16 protein-coding genes are annotated in these 20,651 nt (G+C 72.2%); 5 read left to right on the forward strand and 11 right to left on the reverse strand.

Going from position 1 to position 20,651, the window contains the following annotated elements; translation table 11 throughout:
* Nucleotides 1-27: 27 nt before the first annotated feature.
* The 3 genes from ACFQVC_RS30295 to ACFQVC_RS30305 all read right to left on the reverse strand — a co-directional run bounded on the left by ACFQVC_RS30295 (nucleotide 28) and on the right by ACFQVC_RS30305 (nucleotide 4,068).
* Nucleotides 28-2,217, reverse strand: coding sequence for an acyl-CoA dehydrogenase (locus tag ACFQVC_RS30295; RefSeq protein ID WP_381836536.1), 2,190 nt, complete (start codon nucleotides 2,215-2,217; stop codon nucleotides 28-30).
* Nucleotides 2,218-2,322: 105 nt separating this feature from the next.
* A complete protein-coding gene (locus ACFQVC_RS30300) occupies nucleotides 2,323-3,330 on the reverse strand; it encodes an N-acetylmuramoyl-L-alanine amidase (RefSeq protein WP_381836538.1) in 1,008 nt (335 codons plus the stop codon).
* A 144-nt stretch (nucleotides 3,331-3,474) separates the two neighbouring features.
* Nucleotides 3,475-4,068 (reverse strand): class I SAM-dependent methyltransferase, encoded by a 594-nt coding sequence (locus ACFQVC_RS30305; protein ID WP_381836833.1) that lies wholly within the window; start codon nucleotides 4,066-4,068, stop codon nucleotides 3,475-3,477.
* 324 nt (nucleotides 4,069-4,392) lie between these two features.
* On the opposite strand from ACFQVC_RS30305, the gene ACFQVC_RS30310 reads away from it, so the two are divergent.
* The gene (locus tag ACFQVC_RS30310; RefSeq protein ID WP_381836540.1) at nucleotides 4,393-5,193 is read left to right on the forward strand and encodes a hypothetical protein; all 801 of its coding nucleotides are present in this window, start codon (nucleotides 4,393-4,395) and stop codon (nucleotides 5,191-5,193) included.
* Between the two features lie 129 nt (nucleotides 5,194-5,322).
* Complete coding sequence (locus tag ACFQVC_RS30315) at nucleotides 5,323-6,333, forward strand: LLM class F420-dependent oxidoreductase (protein WP_381836542.1); 1,011 nt, start codon at nucleotides 5,323-5,325, stop codon at nucleotides 6,331-6,333.
* A gap of 54 nt (nucleotides 6,334-6,387) precedes the next feature.
* Here the strand turns inward: ACFQVC_RS30315 and ACFQVC_RS30320 are convergent, their stop codons facing one another.
* Nucleotides 6,388-6,951 (reverse strand): hypothetical protein, encoded by a 564-nt coding sequence (locus ACFQVC_RS30320; protein ID WP_381836544.1) that lies wholly within the window; start codon nucleotides 6,949-6,951, stop codon nucleotides 6,388-6,390.
* Nucleotides 6,952-7,139: 188 nt separating this feature from the next.
* On the opposite strand from ACFQVC_RS30320, the gene ACFQVC_RS30325 reads away from it, so the two are divergent.
* Nucleotides 7,140-7,430 (forward strand): hypothetical protein, encoded by a 291-nt coding sequence (locus tag ACFQVC_RS30325; RefSeq protein WP_381836546.1) that lies wholly within the window; start codon nucleotides 7,140-7,142, stop codon nucleotides 7,428-7,430.
* Nucleotides 7,431-7,614: 184 nt separating this feature from the next.
* Here ACFQVC_RS30325 and ACFQVC_RS30330 read toward each other — a convergent pair whose 3' ends face one another.
* From ACFQVC_RS30330 to ACFQVC_RS30340, 3 genes are all read right to left on the reverse strand, one after another.
* A complete protein-coding gene (locus ACFQVC_RS30330; RefSeq protein ID WP_381836548.1) occupies nucleotides 7,615-8,682 on the reverse strand; it encodes a prenyltransferase/squalene oxidase repeat-containing protein in 1,068 nt (355 codons plus the stop codon).
* Nucleotides 8,679-9,422, reverse strand: coding sequence for a class I SAM-dependent methyltransferase (locus ACFQVC_RS30335; protein ID WP_381836550.1), 744 nt, complete (start codon nucleotides 9,420-9,422; stop codon nucleotides 8,679-8,681). The genes ACFQVC_RS30330 and ACFQVC_RS30335 overlap by 4 nt, the downstream gene beginning before the upstream one ends.
* A 129-nt stretch (nucleotides 9,423-9,551) precedes the next feature.
* Complete coding sequence (locus ACFQVC_RS30340; RefSeq protein WP_381836552.1) at nucleotides 9,552-10,931, reverse strand: glycosyltransferase family 4 protein; 1,380 nt, start codon at nucleotides 10,929-10,931, stop codon at nucleotides 9,552-9,554.
* Between the two features lie 223 nt (nucleotides 10,932-11,154).
* Between ACFQVC_RS30340 and ACFQVC_RS30345 the strand changes: the two genes are divergently transcribed.
* Together ACFQVC_RS30345 and ACFQVC_RS30350 are read left to right on the forward strand one after the other, a co-directional pair.
* A complete protein-coding gene (locus ACFQVC_RS30345) occupies nucleotides 11,155-11,784 on the forward strand; it encodes a TetR family transcriptional regulator (protein WP_381836554.1) in 630 nt (209 codons plus the stop codon).
* Nucleotides 11,785-12,802: 1,018 nt separating this feature from the next.
* Nucleotides 12,803-13,411 (forward strand): LuxR C-terminal-related transcriptional regulator, encoded by a 609-nt coding sequence (locus tag ACFQVC_RS30350; protein WP_381836556.1) that lies wholly within the window; start codon nucleotides 12,803-12,805, stop codon nucleotides 13,409-13,411.
* Between the two features lie 89 nt (nucleotides 13,412-13,500).
* Here the strand turns inward: ACFQVC_RS30350 and ACFQVC_RS30355 are convergent, their stop codons facing one another.
* The 4 genes from ACFQVC_RS30355 to lanKC all read right to left on the reverse strand — a co-directional run bounded on the left by ACFQVC_RS30355 (nucleotide 13,501) and on the right by lanKC (nucleotide 20,380).
* Entirely contained in the window at nucleotides 13,501-15,732 is a 2,232-nt protein-coding gene (locus tag ACFQVC_RS30355) for an ATP-binding cassette domain-containing protein (RefSeq protein ID WP_381836558.1), read from the reverse strand.
* Nucleotides 15,725-17,449: an ABC transporter ATP-binding protein gene (locus tag ACFQVC_RS30360; protein ID WP_381836560.1), complete on the reverse strand. Its 1,725-nt coding sequence runs from the start codon at nucleotides 17,447-17,449 to the stop codon at nucleotides 15,725-15,727. The genes ACFQVC_RS30355 and ACFQVC_RS30360 overlap by 8 nt, the downstream gene beginning before the upstream one ends.
* Nucleotides 17,450-17,519: 70 nt before the next feature.
* Entirely contained in the window at nucleotides 17,520-17,636 is a 117-nt protein-coding gene (locus tag ACFQVC_RS30365) for a SapB/AmfS family lanthipeptide (RefSeq protein WP_381836835.1), read from the reverse strand.
* 98 nt (nucleotides 17,637-17,734) lie between these two features.
* A complete protein-coding gene (gene lanKC, locus ACFQVC_RS30370) occupies nucleotides 17,735-20,380 on the reverse strand; it encodes a class III lanthionine synthetase LanKC (protein ID WP_381836562.1) in 2,646 nt (881 codons plus the stop codon).
* Nucleotides 20,381-20,651: the final 271 nt, after the last annotated feature.

Raw genomic sequence — 20,651 nt, forward strand, 5'->3', positions numbered from 1 at the left:
TCGGTCAGATGATGGGGCGCGGCCCGGTCAGATGATGGGGCGCGGCTCGGGGTCGCGCGGCAGTCCGAGCAGGCGCTCGGCGACGACGTTCAGCTGCACCTGTGTGGTGCCGCCCGCGATGGTCAGGCAGCGCGACATCAGGAATCCGTGGACGGCCCGCTCCCCCGCGCCCTCGCGCACGGCGCCGTCCGGGCCGAGCAACTCCAGGGCGAGTTCGGCGACTTTCTGCTGGTGCGGGGTCTGGACGAGCTTCCTGATGGAGGCACCGGCGCCCGGTTCGGCCCCGGCGACCTGACGCATGGTGGTGCGAAGCCCGATACAGGCGAGGGCGTGCGCTTCGGCGGCGAGCGCCCCGATCCGGGCGCGGCAGGCGCCGTCGAGGTCGGCGGCCCGTGCGATGAGCGCTTCGAGACCGGTGTCGAAGGTCAACTGGTCGGCCATGTGGACGCGTTCATTGCCCAGGGTGTGGCGCGCCACGCGCCAGCCGTCGTTCACCTCCCCGACGACGGCGTCGGCGGGCAGCACGACGTCGTCGAAGTAGACCTCGTTGAAGAGGGAGTCCCCCGTGATCTCCTTGAGCGGCCGGACGTCGATGCCGTCCGTGTCCTTCATGTCGACGAGGAAATACGTCAGCCCTTTGTGCTTGGGGGCCTCGGGGTCGGTCCGGGCGAGCAGGATGCCGTGGTCGGCCCACTGCGCCGCGCTCGTCCACACCTTCTGGCCGTTGATCCGCCACCGCCCGTCGTCGAGCCGCTCCGCGCGGGTGCGCAGGGACGCCAGATCGGACCCGGCGCCCGGCTCGCTGAACAGCTGGCACCACAGCACCTCGCCCCGCAGGGTGGGCGCGAGATACCGCTCCTGCTGCGCCGTGCTGCCGTACGCGATGAGCGAGGGCACGACCCAGGTGGCGATGCCCAGGTCGGCGACCTTGACTCCGGCGGCGCTCAACTCCTCCTGAATGACGAGCTGTTGCACGGGACCGGCGCCGAGCCCGTGGGGCGGAGGCAGATGCGGGGCGGCGTATCCGGTGGGCGCGAGGGCACGGCGGACGGCGCCGGGGGCGAGCCCGCGCACTCCGTCGATCACACCGCGTGCCTCTTGGCGGTACGTCTCGGCCTCCGCGGGCAGCTGGAGGCGCAGCTCTCTACGGGCGCCGTTTTCCGCGAACCGGACGGCACGCGCGTGGTGGGTGTCCGTACCGCCGAGCAACTGCCGTGCCACGACGGCCCGCCGGAGGTAGAGATGCGCGTCGTGCTCCCAGGTGAAGCCGATGCCGCCGAGGATCTGGATGCAGTCCTTGGCGCAGGAGTAGGCGGCGTCGAGCGCGGTGGCGGCGGCGAGGGACGTGACGAGGCCCCGCGCTTCGGGGGTGTCGTCCAGCGCCCTGACCGCGTCCCAGGCGAGGGCACGTGCCTTCTCCACCCGGACCAGCATGTCGGCGCACAGGTGCTTGATTCCCTGGAACTGTCCGATGGGGCGCCCGAACTGCTCGCGCACCTTGGCGTATTCGGCGGCGGTGGCGAGCGCCCAGGAGGCGGTGCCGCAGGCGTCGGCCGCATAAAGGGCGGCGGCGAGGTCACGGACGAGGGCGGTGTCCAGGTCGTGCAGCACGCGCGCGGTGGGCACATGTGTCTGTGTGGCCGTCACCTCGGCGGTCGGGCGGGTCGGATCCGCGCTGTCATGCGCCCGCGCGGTGACGGTTTCCGCGTCGACGGCCACCCATATAGTGCCGGTTGCCGATTCGGCGGCGAGCAACAGCAGATCGGCTTCTGCGCCGGAGAGTACGGGTGGTGCGGTGCCGTCCAGGACGTAGCCGTCGTCCGCGGCGACGGCGGTGAGCGTGCCGGCGCCCAGTGCGGCGGCGCCGATCCGCTCTCCGGATGCCAGGCTCCGCGCCAACTCCCGGGCTCCGGCCCGGTGCAGGGCGGTGACGGCGAGGGCGTTGGCCAGGTTCGGGCCTGGCAGCGCGGCCCGCGCGGCCTCTTCCAGGACGACGGCGAGATCCACGAGGTCGCCGCCGCCCCCGCCGTAAGCCTCGGGCAGATGGGGCGCGAGCAGCCCCTGCTCGGCGAGCCCGTCCCAGTAGCCGGGCCTGCCGCCCGCGCCGCTCGGGGCGTCGAGCAGCTTGCGCAGCTCCTCGGGCGGTACGGCCCGGGCGACCCAGCCGCGCACCGCGTCGGCCAACTCGCTTTGCTCTTCTGTGATTCCGATCCCCATGCAGGGCACAGTAGAACACGTTCCAATCTGACGGAAGGTCAGATGACGGTCTACGAGGAAAGGTCGTGGGGTGACGGTCCACGAGTGGACGAGGGCCGGGACGCCTCAGGGCGCGAGGAACCCCTCGATGCCGTCCGAGATCCCCTGGGCCGCCTTCTGCCGCCACGTACCGCTGGTCAGCAGGGCCTCGTCCTTCGCGTCACGCATGTTGCCGCACTCGATGAACACCTTGGGGACCTTGGAGAGGTTGAGGCCGCCGAGGTCGTCACGGACGTCGAGGCCCGTGCCGCCGCCGATGTAGTTGGAGGGAGCGGTTCCGGTGCTGCGTACGAACCCGCCCGCGATGCGCTCCCCCAGATCACGGGAGGGGCCGGCGATCGCGGTGGTGTCGGCGGAACCCGCGTCGACCTTGGCGGGCATGATCACATGGAAACCCCGGTTGCCCTCGCCCGAGCCGTCCGCGTGGATCGAGACGACGGCGTCGGCGTCGGCCGTATTGCCGATCCGGGCACGTTCATCGACACAGGGACCATAGGCACGGTCGCCGTCCTGGGTGAATTTCACGGTCGCACCCTGCTTTTCCAGGAGAGTGCGGAGACGGTGGGCGACGTCGAGAGTGAATTCGGCTTCGCTATAACCGTTATTGGTCGATGTGCCAGTTGTGTCGCATTCTTTTTTATTCGTTCCGATGTCGACCAACCGCGAGATTTCCTGCGGGTGATTGCGATTGTTCGGATTGTGCCCCGGGTCGATCACCACGGTCTTGCCTTTGAGCGCACCGTCGCGCGGCGGCTTCGGCGCGGAGGAGGACTTCGACGGGTCGGGATCCGCCGGGCCGGACGACCCCACCGGTTTCGACCCCGACGGCGCCGACTTGTCGTCACCGCCGCCCGCCCCGCCCTGCGCGGACGACGGAGAGGACGGGGACGACTGGCCGGACGAGGGCCGCAGTTGCTGCGGATCGCCGTCGCCGGATCCGCTCATCGCCTGCCACAGCAGCCATCCCGCGAGCCCGGCGGGCACCAGGGCGGCCACGGCCACGAGCGCCCCGCGCCGGCGCGGCGGGCGGCCGCCCGGGGCAGGTGAGGGATTGTCCGGATCGTCGTACGACACGAGTGCGAGCCTAGGCCCTTTCGCGATCGGCGGGTCACGTGGTCAGCGGGTCATCAGGCGCGCGGACCCCCGAGCGCGCGGCCGCGCAGCCCACACAGCCACATGGACACCCGGCCCCCGGCCCCCGGCCACGCAGGCATCAGGTCAGACACCCGCGCCAGTACGGCGCAGGACCCGCAGCGAGCCGGTCGCCGAGACCTCCGTGAAGGCGCCGGACGCGAGGGCGCGGAGGTAGACGCGGTAGGGGGCCTGGCCGGTGAACTCGTCGACGGGGTCGGGAAACACGTCATGGATGAGCAGCAGCCCGCCCTGCGCGAGATGCGGTGCCCAGCCCTCGTAGTCGGCGCTCGCGTGCTCGTCGGTGTGACCGCCGTCGATGAAGACGAAGCCCACTTCACCTCCCCACACCTTGGCCACCTGCGGCGACCGCCCCACGACCGCGATCACGTGGTCCTCCAGGCCCGCCTTGTACAGGGTGCGCCGGAAGGACGGCAGCGTGTCCATCCGCCCGACCTCGGGGTCGACGGTCTCCGGATCATGGAAGTCCCAGCCCGGCTGCTGCTCTTCGCTGCCACGGTGGTGATCGACGGTGACAGCCGTCACACCCGTCTCCCGCGCGGCGTCGGCCAGCAGGATCGTGGACCGCCCGCAGTACGTCCCCACTTCAAGAAGCGGCAGCCCGAGCGCACCCGCCTCCAGTGCGGCGGCATACAGGGCGAGCCCTTCGTCGACCGGCATGAAGCCCTTGGCGGCCTCGAAGGCGGCGAGTATCCCGGGCTTGGGAGCGGGAGCTTCGGAACCGGGAGCGGGGGCGGCCACAGTGCCTCCAGAGGTACGGGAATGGGGCGGCGCTCCATGGTGCCGTATAGGGGGCGCACAGGAGTTCTCCCGGTATCCCCGACCTTCTGCAGGGGTAGGAAGAGGGGGTCTTTATACCGACCAGACACCCCGGCCCGGTGAGCGATAGGGTCATCCGTACGATAGGGGGCCACCCCCACGCTTCGCACCGCGCGTACCGGCGACAGCGACGCCTGACACCTGACGATCTACGAAGGACCTGAAGTGAATTTCCGCTCTCTCACTCGAGGCGACGCAGTGGTGATCGGGGCAGCGGTGTTGCTGTTCATCGCCTCGTTCGTGGACCTCTACGGCAACTTCGGTGGCAACGCCTGGGAAGGTCTCGGGACCGCCATCGGCACCTTCATGGTCGGGGTCATCGGAGCGGCCCTGATCATCGTCAACCGTGGCCTCCCGCAGCCCCGCAAGATCGCCGGTCTCGACCTCGGCCAGGTCGGTGCCGCGTTGACGCTCGCCGTCGCGTGGAACTTCTTCTGGACGCTCATCGATCTGCCCGAGCAGCTCGAAGCCGGTGCCGGCCTGATCCTCGGCCTCATCGCCTCCCTCGCCCTCGCCGCCGGTGCCATCGCCACCCCCCTCGTCCCGGCCCTGAACGCTGCCCTCGTCGGCGCTCCGAAGCCGCAGCCGATGTACGGCGGCCAGCCGCAGCAGGGTGGTTACGGCTACCCGGGCGGTCCGCAGCAGGGGCAGCAGCCCTACGGCGGTCAGCCGCAGCAGTCGTACGGCGGCCAGCAGGGTCAGCCGCTGCCCGGTCAGCAGCAGGCCCCCGCCCCGCAGCAGGCCCAGGCGCAGGCGCCGGCCCCCAGTGACTTCACGCCGTTCTGGTTCGCCGTGCCGGTCCAGCGGCCGCTGTACGCCGAGGACGGCAGCCCCACGCCGATCGCCGAGCTGGCGCCCGGCACCTGGTACCTCGCCGTCGAGCAGCGCGGTCCCGGCCTGGTGGCCCAGACGCAGGACGGCCGTCGCGGCGTACTGCAGGACACGACGGGTATCCAGCGCGGCTGAGCCCGGAGCCCGAAAGCGCCATACGGCCCCCGTTCCCTGCGGAACGGGGGCCGTTGCCATGTCCGCGCCCGCCCCGTACAGTCGCCCCACCACAGCTGAACTGACGTACCGTCAGATACGGGAGGGCGTATGCGGCTCGGGCTCGCACTCGGCTACTGGGGGCGCGGCCCCGACCCCGGCCATGTCGCGCTGGCGCAGGAGGCGGAGCGGCTCGGCTACGACTCCGTGTGGACCGCCGAGGCCTGGGGGTCCGACGCCTTCACCGCGCTCACCTGGATCGCCGCGCAGACCTCAACCATCCAGCTGGGTACGGCGGTTGCGCAGATGGCCGCCCGCACCCCCACCGCCACCGCGATGCACGCCCTCACCCTCGACCATCTCTCCGGCGGCCGGATGATGCTCGGGCTCGGGCTCTCCGGGCCGCAGGTGGTGGAGGGCTGGTACGGCCGGCCGTTCCCCAAGTCGCCGCTGACCGCGACAAGGGAGTACGTCGACGTCATCAGGCAAGTGCTCAGGCGCGAGGCGCCGGTTGAGCTCGACGGGCGCTTCCACGCGCATCCGTACGCCGGGGCGGACGGCACGGGCATCGGCAAGCCCCTCAAGTCCATCACCCATCCCCTGCGCGCCGACCTGCCGGTGTTCCTCGGCGCCGAGGGCCCCAAGAACATCGCGCAGACCACCCGGATCGCCGACGGCTGGCTGCCGCTGTACTGGTCGCCGCTGCGTACGGACGTATACGAGGCTTCGCTCGACGGGCTCACGGACGGCTTCCGGATCGCGCCCATGGCGCGGGCCAAGGTGTGCGACGACGTGGCGGAGGGGCTGCTCCCGGTGAAGGCGATGCTGGGGTTCTACATCGGGGGCATGGGGCACGCCGCCAAGAACTTCCACGCCGACCTCATGGCCCGGATGGGGTTCGAGGCGGAGGCCCGGCACATCCAGGAGCTGTTCGCCGAAGGGCGCCGCGAGGAGGCGGTGCTCGCCGTGCCGGACGCGTTCGCCGACGAGATCTCACTGATCGGACCGCGTGAACGGATCGCGGAGCGGATGGAGTTGTGGCGCAAGGGGCCGGTGACGGATCTGCTCGTGCTGGCGCCCGACCGGGAGACCCTGCGGGTGCTTGCGGAGCTGAACGGGTAGGCAGCGGACCGGCGGGGGCCGGGTTACGCCAACTCGGCCCCGCTCGGACCCCGTTCAGCCCCCGTTCAGCTGTGAAACCGACGGCACCTTCTCCACCACCGGCGCCCCTGCGTCCTTGCCCGCGCCCTTCACCGAGTTGATGACGCTGTCGAAGACGCCTGCGGCGTCGTCCGCGCCCTCGCCCTTGCGGAGCTTGGACGGGAGGTCCTTGAGGGACTCGATGCCGGCGGCGAGCGGGGCCACGGCCTTGGCCAGGAGCGGATCGCCCTCGGCGTTCTTCGCCGCCGCCTTGAGGCGGTTGTAGGTGAAGGCGCCGGCCAGGCCCGCCTTGACCATGGCGAACTTCCGGCCGTCGGCGCCCTGTTTGAACTTGCCCGCACGGGCGGGCTTGATGATCCACTGGTAGGCGGCACCCGCCGCGAGCCCCGCGTTCGCCACGAACCGTGTCTTGGCGAACTTCTGCTTCTCCGCCGACGTCGTCGGCGACGGCGTCGCCGCGGCGTCCTTGTCGTCGCTGCCGCACGCCGTGGTGCCCACGAGCAGGGCGCAGCAGAGCGTGACTGCGACGAGAAGTCGCTTCAGCGGGACGGTCGGCAGGGAGGGAGCGGAGCTGAGCACGGCGGACCTCCAAGAGGGCCTGGGTCGGCACGTAGGGCCCGTGGGCCTGCGCGCGCCCCGGGGCCGGGTGCGGGCGCTGTCCGTCAGCCTCACCCGGGGCCCCGCACGCCGCCACTCGGGCGAGCCCATCCGTGGCGCCGCCCGGTGACCGAGGGTTTCAGCCGGCGCGAGCCGGTCACCCGGAGTACATGTCCCCGCATCGAAGTCGTACATGGCAGGCGGGCACGGTCGTCGCGGTCATCGCCGACGTCCTCGCCGTGATTCTCGGCCTGTGGATTCTGATGTACCTCCTGGACGCCAACCGGGCCAACGACCTGGTGCAGTTCGTCCATGACGTCGCGCGCTGGCTGGCCGGCTGGTCGCACGACCTGTTCACCTTCGACGACACCTGGGCGCGCGTGGTCGCGGGCTACGGCCTGGCCGCGCTCGTGTATCTCCTGGTCGGCCATTTCGTGGCCAACCGGATCCGTCGCTACTGACGGCCCGGCCACCCCTGGACACGGACCGACGCCCGCCACGGAACGTTCAGCGCGAGCGGCGTCCAGCGGCGGCCGGAGGCTGGCGGCGGCCGGAGGCTGGCGGCAGCCCGAGGTCAGCGGCAGCCCGAGGTCAGCGGCAGCCGGGAGTCAGCGGCGGCCGCAGGGCAGCAGCCGTCGCCGGAGGTCAGCAGCAGTCGGGTTCGAGTCCCGCCGGAAGCCGGTCCGTGCCGAAGACCGCGCAGGTCGCGTCGTGGCCGCCGAGCGCCGCGACGGCGAGGAGCAGGGCGCCCGCCGTCCAGGCGGTCTGCTCCTCGGGCCAGACGGCCTGGTCGTCGAAGACGTATCCCGTCCAGTAGAGACCGGTGCGCTCGTCGCGCAGATGCCCGATGGACTGGAGGATCTCCAGGGCGCGGTCGGACTCGCCCATCACCCAGAGCGCGAGGGCGAGTTCGGCGGATTCGCCGCCGGTGACCCAGGGGTTGGGCACGACACAGCGGACGCCCACACCGGGCACCACGAAGCGCTCCCAGCCCTGCTCCATACGCGACTTGGCGTCGGCGCCGGTCAGGGCGCCGGCCAGGACCGGGTAGTACCAGTCCATGGAGTAGCGGTTCTTGTCGAGGAAGCGCTCGGGGTGCCGGTGGATCGCGTGGCGCAGCGCACCGGCCGCCAGCTCCCAGTCGGGCTGCGGCTCTTCGCGCTCATCGGCGATGGCCAGGGCGCAGCGCAGGGCCTGGTGGATGGAGGAGGAGCCGGTGAGCAGCGCGTCCGTGACGGGCGTGCCGTCCTCCTCGCGCTTCCAGCCGATCTCGCCGCCGGGCTGCTGCAGCGTGAGCACGCACTCGATCGCGGCGACCACGGTGGGCCACATACGGTCGAGGAAGGTGTCGTCGCCGGTGGCGAGGTAGTGGTGCCAGACGCCCACGGCGACGTACGCGCAGAAGTTGGACTCCACGCCCCGGTCGGTGGGCCGCTCGGCGTCACCGTCGGCGTAGGCCGCGTACCAGGAGCCGTCGGGGTTCTGGTGCCGGGCCAGCCAGTCGTACGCGCGGCCCGCGGCCTCGTGCTCACCCGCCGTGTCCAGGGCCATGGCGGCCTCGGTGTGGTCCCACGGGTCCAGATGGTGCCCGCGGAACCACGGGATGGCGCCGTCCGGGCGCTGCCCGGCGAGGATGCCCCGTACGGTCTGCGCGGCCTGCTCGGCGGTGAGGACGCCCGGCAGGACCAGGTGCTGCGTCCGCGGCGTCGTCACGAAGCGTCCGCCACGGCCGCGGCCGGCAGGTGGGGCTTGGTCGCGTACGCCACGAAACTCTTGCCGATCAGCGGGTTGAGGGCCTGCTCGGCGACCCGGGTGGCGAGCGGCTTCTTCATGATGTCCCAGACCAGGAGCTTGTGGTACGCCCGCACCGGCAGCGCCTTGTCGTTGTCGACGCCGAAGGCGCACTTGAGCCACCAGTAGGGGCTGTGCAGGGCGTGCGCGTGGTGCGTGCCGTACGGCTTGAGGCCGGCTTCCTTCATCTTGCCGAGCAGTTCCTCGGCCTTATAGATGCGGATGTGGCCGCCCTCGACCTCGTGGTACGCGTCGGAGAGCGTCCAGCAGACCTTCTCGGGGCCGTAGCGCGGCACGGTGACGGCGATCCGGCCGCCGGGCCTGAGCACCCGCACCATCTCGGCGAGCACGCCCTTGTCGTCGGGGATGTGCTCCATCACCTCGGAGATGATGACCACGTCGAACGACTCGTCGGGGAAGGGCAGTTGGAGTGCGTCGCCCTCCATCGCGGTGGCGGTGGCACCTTGCGGGGCCTCCCCTGCCTCCTTCATGGCGGCGAACCACTTGGCGACTTCGCGGATCTCCTCGGCGTTCTGGTCGAGCGCCACGACCTGCGCTCCGCGCCGGTAGCACTCGAACGCGTGCCGGCCCGCGCCGCAGCCCAGATCCAGGACGCGGTCGCCTGCGGCGAGCGGGAAGCGGGTGAAGTCGACGGTCAGCACGGGCGCCTGCCTTCGGGGTGGGGTCGGGGGTGGTGGGCCGTGGGGTGGGCGGGTCCGGTGCGGGCCCTGCGGCTACCGCCGGAAGCCGCCCCCGGGCCGGGCTCGGATGTCATCGTGTGGCCCCCGCTGTCATCGTGTGGCCCCAACGCGCGGAGCCTGCTCCATCGCCGCCCGGTACCGCTCGGCGGTGCCCTCCGCCGCCCGTGCCCACGTGAACTTCGACAGCACCCGTTCGCGGCCCGCCGCGCCGAGCCGCCTGCCCAGCTCGGTGTCGCCGAGGAGCCGTCCGAGTGCCGCCGCGAGCGCGCTCGCGTCGCCCGGTGGCACCGCGAGACAGGTCTCGCCGTCCGGGCCCGCGACCTCCGGGATCGCGCCGCCCGTGGTGGCCACGAGCGGGGTGCCGGTGGCCATGGCCTCGGCGGCGGGCAGCGAGAAGCCTTCGTAGAGGGACGGCACGCAGGCGATCTCGGCGCCGCGCACCAGGTCGACGAGTTCCGCGTCGGTGATGCCCTTCACGAACTCGACCGCGCCGTCGAGGCCGTAGCGCTCGATGGCCGCCGCGACCGGTCCGTCCTCGGCGCGCTTGCCGACGACGACCAGATGGGCCGCGGGGTTCTCGGTACGCAGTTTCGCCAGCGCCTCGACGAGATGGATCAGACCCTTGAGCGGTACGTCGGCGCTGGACGTCGTCACGATCCGGCCCGGCACCTGCGGCACGGCCGGGTCGGGCGAGAACAGATCGGTGTCGGCGCCGATGTGCACGACGTGGATACGGTCCTCGCGTACCCCGAGGTGATCGACGATCTCCTGGCGCGAGGTACCGGAGACGGTGAGCACCGACGGCAGTCGCCGGGCCACGCGCTTCTGCATCCGCGTGAAGCCGTACCAGCGGCGCACCGACGCGCGGCCCTTCCAGCCGTCGGCGGCGTCGAGTTCGAGCTGCCGGTCCACGGTGATGGGGTGGTGGATCGTGGTCACGAGCGGCGCGCCGATGGCGGCGGGGCCGCCCAACAGGCCGTATCCGAGCGTCTGGTTGTCGTGCACGACGTCGAACTCTCCGCTGCGGGCCGCCAGGTGGCGCCGGGCGCGCAGCGAGAACGTCAGCGGTTCGGGGAAGCCGCCGGTGCGCATGGTGGCGAACTCGACGGCGTCGATCCAGTCCCGGAACTCCTTGCGGCGCGGGGTGCGGAAGGGGTCGGGGCTGCGGTAGAGGTCGAGGCTCGGCAGTTCGGTGAGGGCGATGCCCGTGCCGTCGACCTCGTCGAGGACCGGGTAGGGCTGTGCGCCGATCACTTCCACGTGGTGGCCGAGCCGGGTCAGCTCGCGCGAGAGATGGCGTACGTACACACCCTGGCCCCCGCAGAACGGGTTCCCCTTGTACGTGAGCATCGCGATCCGCAGCGGGCGGTCGCCGCCGCCCCGCGCGGACGGTTCGGGCGGCACATGACCCGCCAGGGGTCCTGCTGTGCGGCCCGATCCGGGGCCCGTCTCGATGGCCTCAGCGGTCACTCACGGCCCCCTTCTCCCTGCGGCTCCCGCGACATTACGCTGGGACGCTAACCTAGAACAAGTTTCAGACTTGATCGCCCGAGGAGCTTCGAATTTACCGGCAGGTAAGTAGACCGGAAGGCCTGGATCAGGTGATTCGCGCCACGACTGCGCCCCTGCCATGCTGTGCTCCTTGCGGGCCCGGCTCCCAGGCCCTCTGGATCGGCACCGTGGAACGGGACATATGACAGCGGAAGTGGCGGACGTGAAGGAACCCGGCGCGGCATCCCCTCCCCTGACCGAGCGTCAGGAAGCCCGCCGTCGCCGCATTCTGCACGCCAGCGCCCAGCTGGCCAGCAGGGGCGGTTTCGACGCGGTGCAGATGCGGGAGGTCGCCGAGTCCTCGAGCGTGGCGCTCGGCACGCTGTACCGGTACTTCCCGTCCAAGGTGCATCTGCTCGTGGCGACCATGCAGGACCAGCTGCAGCACATGCACACCACGCTGCGCAAGCGGCCGCCGGGCGGGGAGAGCGCGGCCGAGCGGGTCTCCGAGACCCTGATGCGGGCCTTTCGCGCACTGCAGCGCGAGCCGCATCTCGCCGACGCCATGGTGCGGGCCCTGACCTTCGCGGACCGTTCGGTCTCCCCCGAGGTCGACACGGTCTCGCGGCTCACCACGGCGATCATCCTGGACGCGATGGGCCTGGAGGCCGAGCCGACACCGCAGCAGCTGTCCGCGGTCCGCGTCATCGAGCACACCTGGCACTCGGCACTCATCACCTGGCTGTCGGGCCGTGCCTCCATCGCCCAGGTCAAGATCGACATCGAAACGGTGTGCAGGCTGATCGATCTGACGTCGCCGGACGCGGGCTGAGGTCGCGGGTCGCGGCCGCGGGGGCGGGAGCGGGTGCGGGTGCGGGTGACGGGTCGAGGGTGCTGGCGGCGGGGCGAGGTCGCCGGAAGCGGACCAAGGCCGCCGGAAGCGGGTCACGGTCGCCGCTAGCGAGCCGAGGCCGTCGATGGCGGGCCGAAGCCGCCGGTAGCGGGCTGACGTCACGGGAAGCAGATCGACCTCGGCGGTAGCGGGCGGTCCCACCTCGGCGACGATGAAGGCGGTTCAGCCTCGGCGGCAGCGGAGACGGCTCGGCCTCGGCGCAGCGAAGGCAGTTCGCGCTCGGCGACGGTGAAAGCGGTTCAGCCTCGGCGACGGTGAAGGCAGCTCCGCCTCGGCGCAGCGGAGGCGGTTCGGGCTTGGCGACGATGAAGGCGGTTCAGCCTCGGCGGCAGCGGAGACGGCTCCGCCTCGGTGCAGCGGAGGCGGTTCGGGCTTGGCGACGATGAAGGCGGTTCAGCCTCGGCGGCAGCGGAGACGGCTTGGCCTCGGCGCAGCGAAGGCAGTTCGCGCTCGGCGGCGGTGAAAGCGGTTCAGCCTCGGCGGCAGCGGAGACGGCTCGGCCTCGGTGCAGCGGAGGCGGTTCGGGCTTGGCGGTTGTGGGCCGACGTCGCCCGGACGCCGCGCCGGACGCTGGTGCCGGAATCCGCCCTTCGGCCCCCGTGCCGGGCGCTGGCTCCGTGCCCCGCCGCCCGTAGCCCGTCCCCCGGATCCGTCGCCCGGAGCCCACCCCCGCCCCCCGTACCCCCGAGCCCGCAGGCCGGGCCCCGTCCCCGTAATCCGTCCTCGGAATTCATGTGACGGCCCATGTGACGCCCCGTCGGAGACGCTTGTGCACGGGGGGCGCACGCGGGCGCGGGGCATGCGCCTGCACGCCCCCGTCGCCTGCGCCTTGGCCTGTTCTCAAGCTCCATCGCCGGGTACCCGCCGCTTGAATTAGCTGCGTGCTCTGCGTGCTCGAAACGAAGCAGCCGGTAAGCGGGGACTTAGGGGAGCGGACGTGATCCGGGTACTTCTTGTGCACGACTCTTGTCTGATGCGCTCAGCCCTGGCTGAACGCCTCGCCAGAGAGACCGACTTGGAGGTTTTTCATGTGCCATGGCGCAGTGCCGGCGTCCGCGCACGGTCCTTACGGCCGAATGTGTGCGTCGCCGATCTGCACTGCGCGGAGCCCTATGGGCTCGCCCCACTGGGCGAACTGACCGGCCGTACGGCCGGGGCGGGGGCCTGTCCCCTGCTTGTCCTGTCCACCGCGGACCGTCCGGGACTTCTCCGGCGGGCGGCGGAGGCCGGCGCGCTCGGCTACGTCGACGAGGCGAGCCCGCCGGAACAGCTGCTCACCGCCATCCGGCAGGTTGCCGCCGGACGCAGGTTCGTGGACGACTCGCTGGGCTTCGGATTTCTGAGGGCCTCTCAGATGCCGTTGACACAGCGGGAGTTAAGTGTGCTGTCGCTTGCGGCGGGCGGTGCGTCGATCGCGGAGATCGCGCGCAGTCTGCATCTGTCCAACGGGACGGTACGCAACTACATGGCGGCGATCACACGGAAGACCGGGGCCCGGAACCGGGTCGACGCGATAAGGATCTCGCGAGGAGAGGGGTGGGTTTGAGACCGGAGCGGCCGGAGGTCCCGGAGAGGCCCGAGAGGCCGACGGCACCGGTCGGCTGAGGGCCGGAACGCGCCAGGGTCCGGGACACGTTACGACAGGGGGGTCCCGGCCCACGCTCCGATCAGATCACGGTAGAGACCGGAGCGTTCGAGCAGCTCGTCGTGGTGACCCGAGACGACCCGCGGGCCGTCCATGACCAGAATCCGGTCGGCCCTGCGGGCGGAACTGATCCGGTGCGCGATCACGACGAGCGTGCCGCCCGGACGCTCCGCGAAGGCCCCCTCGGCGCGCGCCTCCGCCTCCGGGTCGAGGTGACAGGTGGCCTCGTCCAGGAGGGCCACGGGAGCGCGGGAGAGATGGGCGCGGGTCAGCGCGATCAGCTGGCGCTCGCCCGCCGAGAGCGCCGCCGGTTCCACGAGGGCGTCGAGGCCGCCGAGCCGTTCGAGCAGCGGACCCATGCCGACCGCATCGGCCGCGGCCAGCAACTCCGCCTCGGGAACGGTGTCCTGGCGCAGATAGCTGAGGTTCTCGGCGACGGTGCCGGAGAAGACGTAGGCCTCCTGCGGGATCAGTACGCGCCGGGCGAGCGCCTCGGGCCCGTCGGCCCGCGCCCCGCACAACCACGCCTCCCCCTCCTGCGGGCGAAGGAGCCCTGCGGCGATTCCCGCCAGCGTCGACTTGCCGATGCCGCTGGGGCCCACGACCGCCAGATGCGCCCCCTGGGGCACGCTCAGATCAAGCCCGCGCAGGACGGGTTCCGCGCCGGGCCCGTAGGCGAAGGTGACGTCTTCGAGACAGACGGCGGGCGCGAGGGCGTGGCCGGGGGCAGGGGCGGGTGCAGGCGCGGGTACGGGGGCGGGTACGGGGGCGGCGGCACGAGGCCCCACGACCACGTCCTTACGGAACTCCGCGTCCACGCCCGCACCGGACTCCGCAGCCACGTCTGCACCGGGCTTCAGGACCACGTCCCTACCGGGCTCCGTGTCCCGGCCCGGACGAGGCTCCGTGTCCCGGCCCGGACGAGGCTCCGTATCCCGGCCCGCACAGGACTCCGCGCCCAAGCCCGAACCAGGCTCCGCACCCAAGCCCACACGGGACTCCGCGCCCAAACCCGGACCGGGCTCCGCGCCCAAGCCCGAACCAGGCTCCGCGCCCAAGCCCGAACCAGGCTCCGCGCCCAAGCCCGAACCAGGCTCCGCGCCCAAGCCCGAACCAGGCTCCGCACCCAAGCCCACACGGGACTCCGCGCCCAAACCCGGACCGGGCTCCGCGCCCAAGCCCGAACCAGGCTCCGCGCCCAAACCCGAACCAGGCTCCGCACCCAAGCCCACACGGGGGGACTCCGCGCCCAAACCCGCACGAGGCTCCTCAACCGCCTCCCCCGAGCCGCCGGTTCCGGACGGAGCGAGGCGGCGCAGTACGACCAGGAGGCGGGAGCCGCTCGTGCCCAGGGCGTCCATCAGGGACTGGAGGGCGGGCAGCAGGGACTGGGTGATGTAGGTGAGGGCTCCGAGCAGGGCGCCGGCGGTCACTCCGTGGCGCAGCAGCCAGGGGGTGGCGACGAGCAGCAGGGCGACCGGGAGGCGGCCGCCGATGGTCAGGGCGAGCACCCGGACCACGCTCCAGCGGGCCAGTGCGCGGGCCGCGCGGAACTCCGCGTCCGACAGGCGGGTGAGGGCCGCGCCCGTGGGCCGCTCCGCTCCCGTGGCGGACACATCGCGCAACCCCGGTGTCACCGTGGCGAGTTGGGCCGCGAGCCGCTCGTCCGTCACCAGAAAGGCCTCTTGGCGGCGGGCCAGCAACCGCAGAGTGAGGGTGAACAGGGCGATGGCGGCGAGCAGCGGCGGGGCGACCAGGAGGACCAGCGGCGCGGCGAGCGAGGCCAGGCCGATCAGGGCGCCCGCGGCCGTGAAGACGAACGACCGGCACACCATGAGCAGGCCCGCGAAGGAGTCGCGGGCGATCTCCACCTGCTGGGTGAGCCGCGACACCGCGCCCCTGTCGGCCGTGGCCACCGCGCGGGCCACGACCCGTTCGACGAGGGCGTCGCGCAGCGGCTCGACCAGGGCGCCGACGGCCCGGTAGGCCCGGCCGGTGCCGTACGCGCCGAGGATCACGGCGAGCGCGGCGGTGGCGAGCCAGGCGAGGCCGGTGCGTGCGTCGCCGGCGAGGAAGCCGTCGTCGACGGCGCGGGCCACGGCGTACCCGGTGACGAAGGTCTGTCCCGTCTCCAGGACCGACCACGCGGTGAGCCGCAGCAGCACCCGCCCTTTGCCGCGCAGGAAGCGCAGGGCGCGCCGGTGCAGGGCGGAGTCACGCACGGAGGTCCTCCTCCTGCCCGGGTCCGCGCCCGGACTCGCCGGCCGGGTGGCCGAACACCTTGCGGTAGGCGGGCAGTTGCCAGAGCTCCTCGTGCGGGCCGACCGCGCACACCCGGCCGTCGGCCAGCCACACCACCTGGTCCGCGCGGGCTGCGGTGGTGGCGCGGTGGGCGACGATGAGGCGGGTCCTGCCGGTCGTGGGGCCCAGGAGTGCCTCGGCGATATCGCGTTCGGTGACCGTGTCCAGGCTGGACAGCGCGTCGTCCAGGACGAGCAGGCGGCCGTCGTGCGCGAACGCCCTTGCCAGGCCCAGGCGTTGGACCTCGCCGCCGGAGAGGGGCGCGTCGGCGCAGGGGGTGTCGTATCCGCGGGGCAGACGCCGGACGAAGTCGTCCGCGTGGGCCGAGCGCGCGGCCCGTACGACCGCGTCCCGCGGCAGGTCCGCGCCGAGCGCGATGGTCCCGGCGAGGGTGTCGCCCAGGAGCGCGGGGCGTTCGAAGGCGTAGGCGACCGCCGCGCGCACCTGTGCGTGGGTGAGGTCGCGCAGCGGGACGCCGTCGAGCAGCACCTCGCCCTCGTCGGGGTCGGCGAGGCGGCCCGCGAGGGCGGCGAGCAGCGACTTCCCTGAGCCCGACGCACCGGCCACGGCGTAGGTGGCCCCGCCGGGAACCCGCAGATCGACCCCGGACAGGACGGTGCGCCCGGCCCGCTGCACGCTGACGCCGCGGAAGGTCAAAGCGCCAGTGCCCGGCGGGAGTTCCCTGTCCCCGTACTCCGTCGCGGGTTCCGCGAGGACTTCGGCGAGGCGGTGGCCCGCCGTGCGCGCCCGGACGAGCCCTGACAGATAGCCGACGAGGACGCCCACTCCGGCGGCGAGTACCGCGTAGCGGGACGCCGCGAACAGCTCGCCCACGGTGAGGCGGCCGTGGGCCAGCTGGAGGCCTGCCGTCGCGACCACTCCGAGCTGCAGCAGCGGTGCGACACCGCCGGTCTGGGCGGCGGCCCGGCCCTGCACCTGCCACATGCGGTGTCCCTGCCGGGCGAGTTCGGGCAGCGGCCGCAGGATGCGGTCCCGTTCGCGGTCCGCCGTCCCGGCGGCCGCGATGGTGCGGGCGCCGCCGACGGCCTCGGCGAGACGGGCCGCGAGGTCGCCCTGGACCTGCTGGTAGCGGGTCAGACAGTCGGAGGACGCGCGGGTGAACGCCCGCAGGAGGAGGGCGAGTACGGGTGCTCCGGCGAGGAACACCACGGCGAGCCAGAGGTCGATCAGGCCGAGCGCGACGACGGCGCCGAGCGGGGCGGCGAGCGCGGCGAGCAGCAGTGCGGCGGTGGCGGGGCCGATGCCCGCGTGCGCGGCGTTGCCGACCATCCGGGCGACCAGGTCGCCGGGGGCGAAACGGCTCGTCGCGCGGGGGCCGACGGCGAGGACGTGGCGGATAAGGGAGGCCCGCAGCCAGGCGGCGCCGCGGGCGTGGACGGTACCGGTGAGGATCTCCTCGCCGGCGTCGCACACCGCGAGAGCGGCGAGCAGTGCGACGCAGAGCAGCACCCAGCGGGTGGCGTCGGGCCGGGCCGTGAGCAGCTGGTCGAGGGTGTGGCCGAGCGCGGCGGGCAGCAGCAGATGACCGGCCGCCGACAGGATGGCCAGGGCGCCGAGGGCCACGAGGTGGGCGCCGCTGTGCCGGGCGGCGGCGCGCAGCAGCCGGTCGCCGGACACGGGCCCGGGTGGCCCCTCACGAGGAGAGGCCACCCGGACACGGCGAGGTGTCAATGACACAGGAGTGCTGTCACAGACACACGGTGACGCTGGCGCCACTGGGGCTGCAGAGCAGGAGGCTGACGACGCTGCCGCCGCCACCGGTCATCTCTTCCCTCTCCATGGTCTGCAGGTCGAGAAGTGCCATGTTCATTCCTCTCTCTTTTCGGGATCCGACGCTTCGTCCGGGCCCCGTTGGGGACGGGATGGTGCTTCCCGCAGCTCCGCGTCTCTACGGAGCCGGCTTCATGGCCGCCGTCGCAGCGGCGGGAGGAACGGCAGCTGGGCGGTGGAGCCGCTGTCGAGGGCGGCTCCGAGGGCCAGCAGACAGCCGACCGTTCCGGTCGCGAGGTCCATCGAAAGCCGCATCATCTGATGCCCGGGGAAGGCGAGTTGGCCTGCGTAGGGCATGGCGAGCCAGCCGAGCGCCGCGATCTGCGCGGCCAGTTGCCCGGAGGTCGCCTCGGGCATCGTGGTGCGGCTGAGGTGCAGGATCATTCCGGCGCGGCCCTGGAGGAGTCCGGGCTGCGCGTAGAAGCGTGAGGTGGCGGCGGTCAGGATGCCGTCGCGGGCCAGCTCGAAGGCGTCGTCGTCCTGGTGGGTGAGGTAGTCGTCGAGGACCATGCCGATGCCGGCGCTGCCGTCCCCGACGTACGGCATGGTGCGCCAGCCCTCGTTGACCTGGAGTCCGCCGCCCTTCTGTTCGACGCAGCACTCCAGGTCCAACCGCAGAGCGTCACCGGCGAGTTCGAGCAGTTCCGGGGCCCCGGTGGCCTCGTACTGCCGGATCAGCAGCAGGGCGGGTCCGGTCATGCCGTGCATCAGTCCCGCGCGCCGCCCCTTGCCGCCCGCACGGTCGCCGTCGCGCAGCTCGGCGACACGGGAGGCGACGATCTCGGTGGCCTCGAGGGCGAGGTCGTTCAGCTGGGACTCCCCCGCCGTCCAGGCGAGGTGGTCGAGGACCAGACCGAGTCCGGCGAGGCCGCCGTGCAGATGGGTGGTGAGCCGCTGCCACTTCTCGCGCAGCGCGAACTCCACGAGATCCAGGGCGCGTTGGGTGTGGCCCAGGCGGTGCAGCGTGTAGGCGATACCGGCGATGCCGTCGTACAGGCCGAGCGGGGTGCCGAACGGTACGGGGTCGGTGTGGGCGAGCAGCCACTCCTCGCCCTCTTCGTAGCGTTCGGCGCCGGTCTGCGCGAGCGCGTACAGAACGCCCGCGGCGCCGTGCGCGAGGCCGAGTCCGCCGCCTTCGGTGAACTGTGCGATGTCACCGGGGAAGAGCCGGTCGTCGCGCTCGGGTGTGGCGGCGGCGAGGATGGCCTTGGCCATCGAGTCGCGGCTGTAGGGCCAGTCGCCGGGCTCGGCGACGGGGGTGGCGCCGCCCAGGTGCAGTCCCGAGGCGGGCGCCTCGGCAGCGGCGGGCTGCGCCGCGCCGTCGGGGGCGCGGTAGCCGCGGCAGATTTCGGCCACGGCCGTGTCGAGGAACTCCCTTGGCACGTCCGGGAATTCCGCCGCGACGACATCGGCGAGGTGGGCCGCCTTGCCCCGGTCCACCGCGAACAGCGTGGTGACCGGCATGAACAGGGCGATCCGGAGGCAGGCCAGAGCGTAGCGGTCCACGTCGGCTCCCCTGCGGTCGGCGGGGGCCACGAAGCCCGGGTGGGCGACCACTTGGCGCCCGTCCTCCTCGGCGTCGGCGGCGGTCTCGAAGTCGATCAGGGTGACCGACTGCTCGTCCGGGGCGATCAGGATGTTGAACATGTGCAGGTCGTTGAAGACCACTCCGCGTCCGTGCAGGGCCTCCACTGCCTGCTCGACGAGGCCGTGGATGCGCAGCGCCCACTCGGTGTACTCGGCGATCGCGTCCCGGGACGGCTCCGCCGAGAGCAGCGGATGGCGTTCGGCGAAGAAGGAGTTGAGGGTGCGGCCCTCGATGTACTCCATGACCAGGAACTGGTGGTCGCCGAGCAGGAACCAGTCGAGCGGCTCGGGTGCGACGGCGAGGCCCGCGGCCCGCTCAAGGGCGGTCCGCTCGCGTTCGAGCCGGGTGACGGCGTCGGCGCCGTCCGATCCCAGCCCGGCGTGCGGCCTGGCCTCCTTGAGGACGACCTTGCGGCCGGTGCGGGTGTCGGTGCCCCGGTACACGCCACCGCCGTTGGAGAAGTGCAGGGCCTTCTCGATGCGGTACGGCAGGTCGCCGACGGTGGTGGTGTTGCGGGCGGCGAGCTGCGGTTCGAGGAACGCGGGCAGCTTCACCCACTCCGGCACCCGGAACGCGGGGTCACGCTTGTCCGGTACGAGGACGCCCTCGGCGTTCTCCAGGGCCGGGACGAGCGTGCCGCGCTTGTCCACGCACATACGGCGGGCGAAGGCGCCGTAGCGGACATAGAGCGGGCCTTCGTCCCAGCGCAGGTCGGTGAGGATGTACGGGCCCTCGTGTCCTTCGAGGAGCTTGCCGAGCTCCCGCAGGATCTGCTGCAGCTGTTCCTCGCCGGTCGGGTAGATGGTGGCGAATTTGCCGCTGCCGTCGCGGGCCGCGTACTTGCTGTTGCGCAGGTGCAGCAGGACGGGGCCCGGCACGAACTTGAAGGGCACGCCGCGCGGCACGCAGTAGTCCCACACCACGGAGGCGACCTTGTCGGCGTTCTCGCGGGTGGCGGAGACATGGATCTTCCAGCCCTGAGCGGGCAGCGGCAGCTGCTGCCCGTCCCCGTCCAGCGGGGTCAGCATCAGCCAGTCGCCGTTGACCGACGACTTCCAGCTCTCCGGCACCGGGCGTTCCGCGGTGCTGAACTTCGGTGTGACGCCCGGCTGCTGTGCTGATGCCAGTCGGTCCGGGGTCTCGTAGAAATGCCGGTCGGCAAGACAGTAGACCTCGTACCGCTTGTCCATGGCGATGCCCCCTCTGCTGCGTGGATGTCGAGATTTCCACTCAGCAAGGGGGCCGCACAGTCACGGGTGTCATCAGGTCGATGTGCGGAACGCACGAGTAGGGAGGCGGGTGGGGGGCAAGAGGCCTGCCCGTGAAGGTGCGGTGCCGCTCGGCTCCCGCACCGTTGCACGACCCCCACACCCCACGCGTCCCCCCCGCTCGTCCACGTACAACCGGCTCACTCCCCCGACGGGCTCCGGGGGAAGGCCGGCCTGCTCCTCGGGCGGAAAG

The sequence above is a fragment of the Streptomyces monticola genome, from assembly GCF_042665355.1.
Classification (GTDB): Bacteria; Actinomycetota; Actinomycetes; order Streptomycetales; family Streptomycetaceae; genus Streptomyces; species Streptomyces monticola.

Excerpts from the sequence above, each read along its gene's own strand:
- ACFQVC_RS30295 (WP_381836536.1), bottom strand. The coding sequence starts at position 2,217 with ATGGGGATCGGAATCACAGAAGAGCAAAGCGAGTTGGCCGACGCGGTG.
- ACFQVC_RS30305 (WP_381836833.1), bottom strand. The coding sequence starts at position 4,068 with ATGCCGGTCGACGAAGGGCTCGCCCTGTATGCCGCCGCACTGGAGGCG.
- ACFQVC_RS30315 (WP_381836542.1), top strand. The coding sequence starts at position 5,323 with ATGCGGCTCGGGCTCGCACTCGGCTACTGGGGGCGCGGCCCCGACCCC.
- ACFQVC_RS30325 (WP_381836546.1), top strand. The coding sequence starts at position 7,140 with ATGTCCCCGCATCGAAGTCGTACATGGCAGGCGGGCACGGTCGTCGCG.
- ACFQVC_RS30345 (WP_381836554.1), top strand. The coding sequence starts at position 11,155 with ATGACAGCGGAAGTGGCGGACGTGAAGGAACCCGGCGCGGCATCCCCT.
- ACFQVC_RS30365 (WP_381836835.1), bottom strand. The coding sequence starts at position 17,636 with ATGGCACTTCTCGACCTGCAGACCATGGAGAGGGAAGAGATGACCGGT.
- lanKC (WP_381836562.1), bottom strand. The coding sequence starts at position 20,380 with ATGGACAAGCGGTACGAGGTCTACTGTCTTGCCGACCGGCATTTCTAC.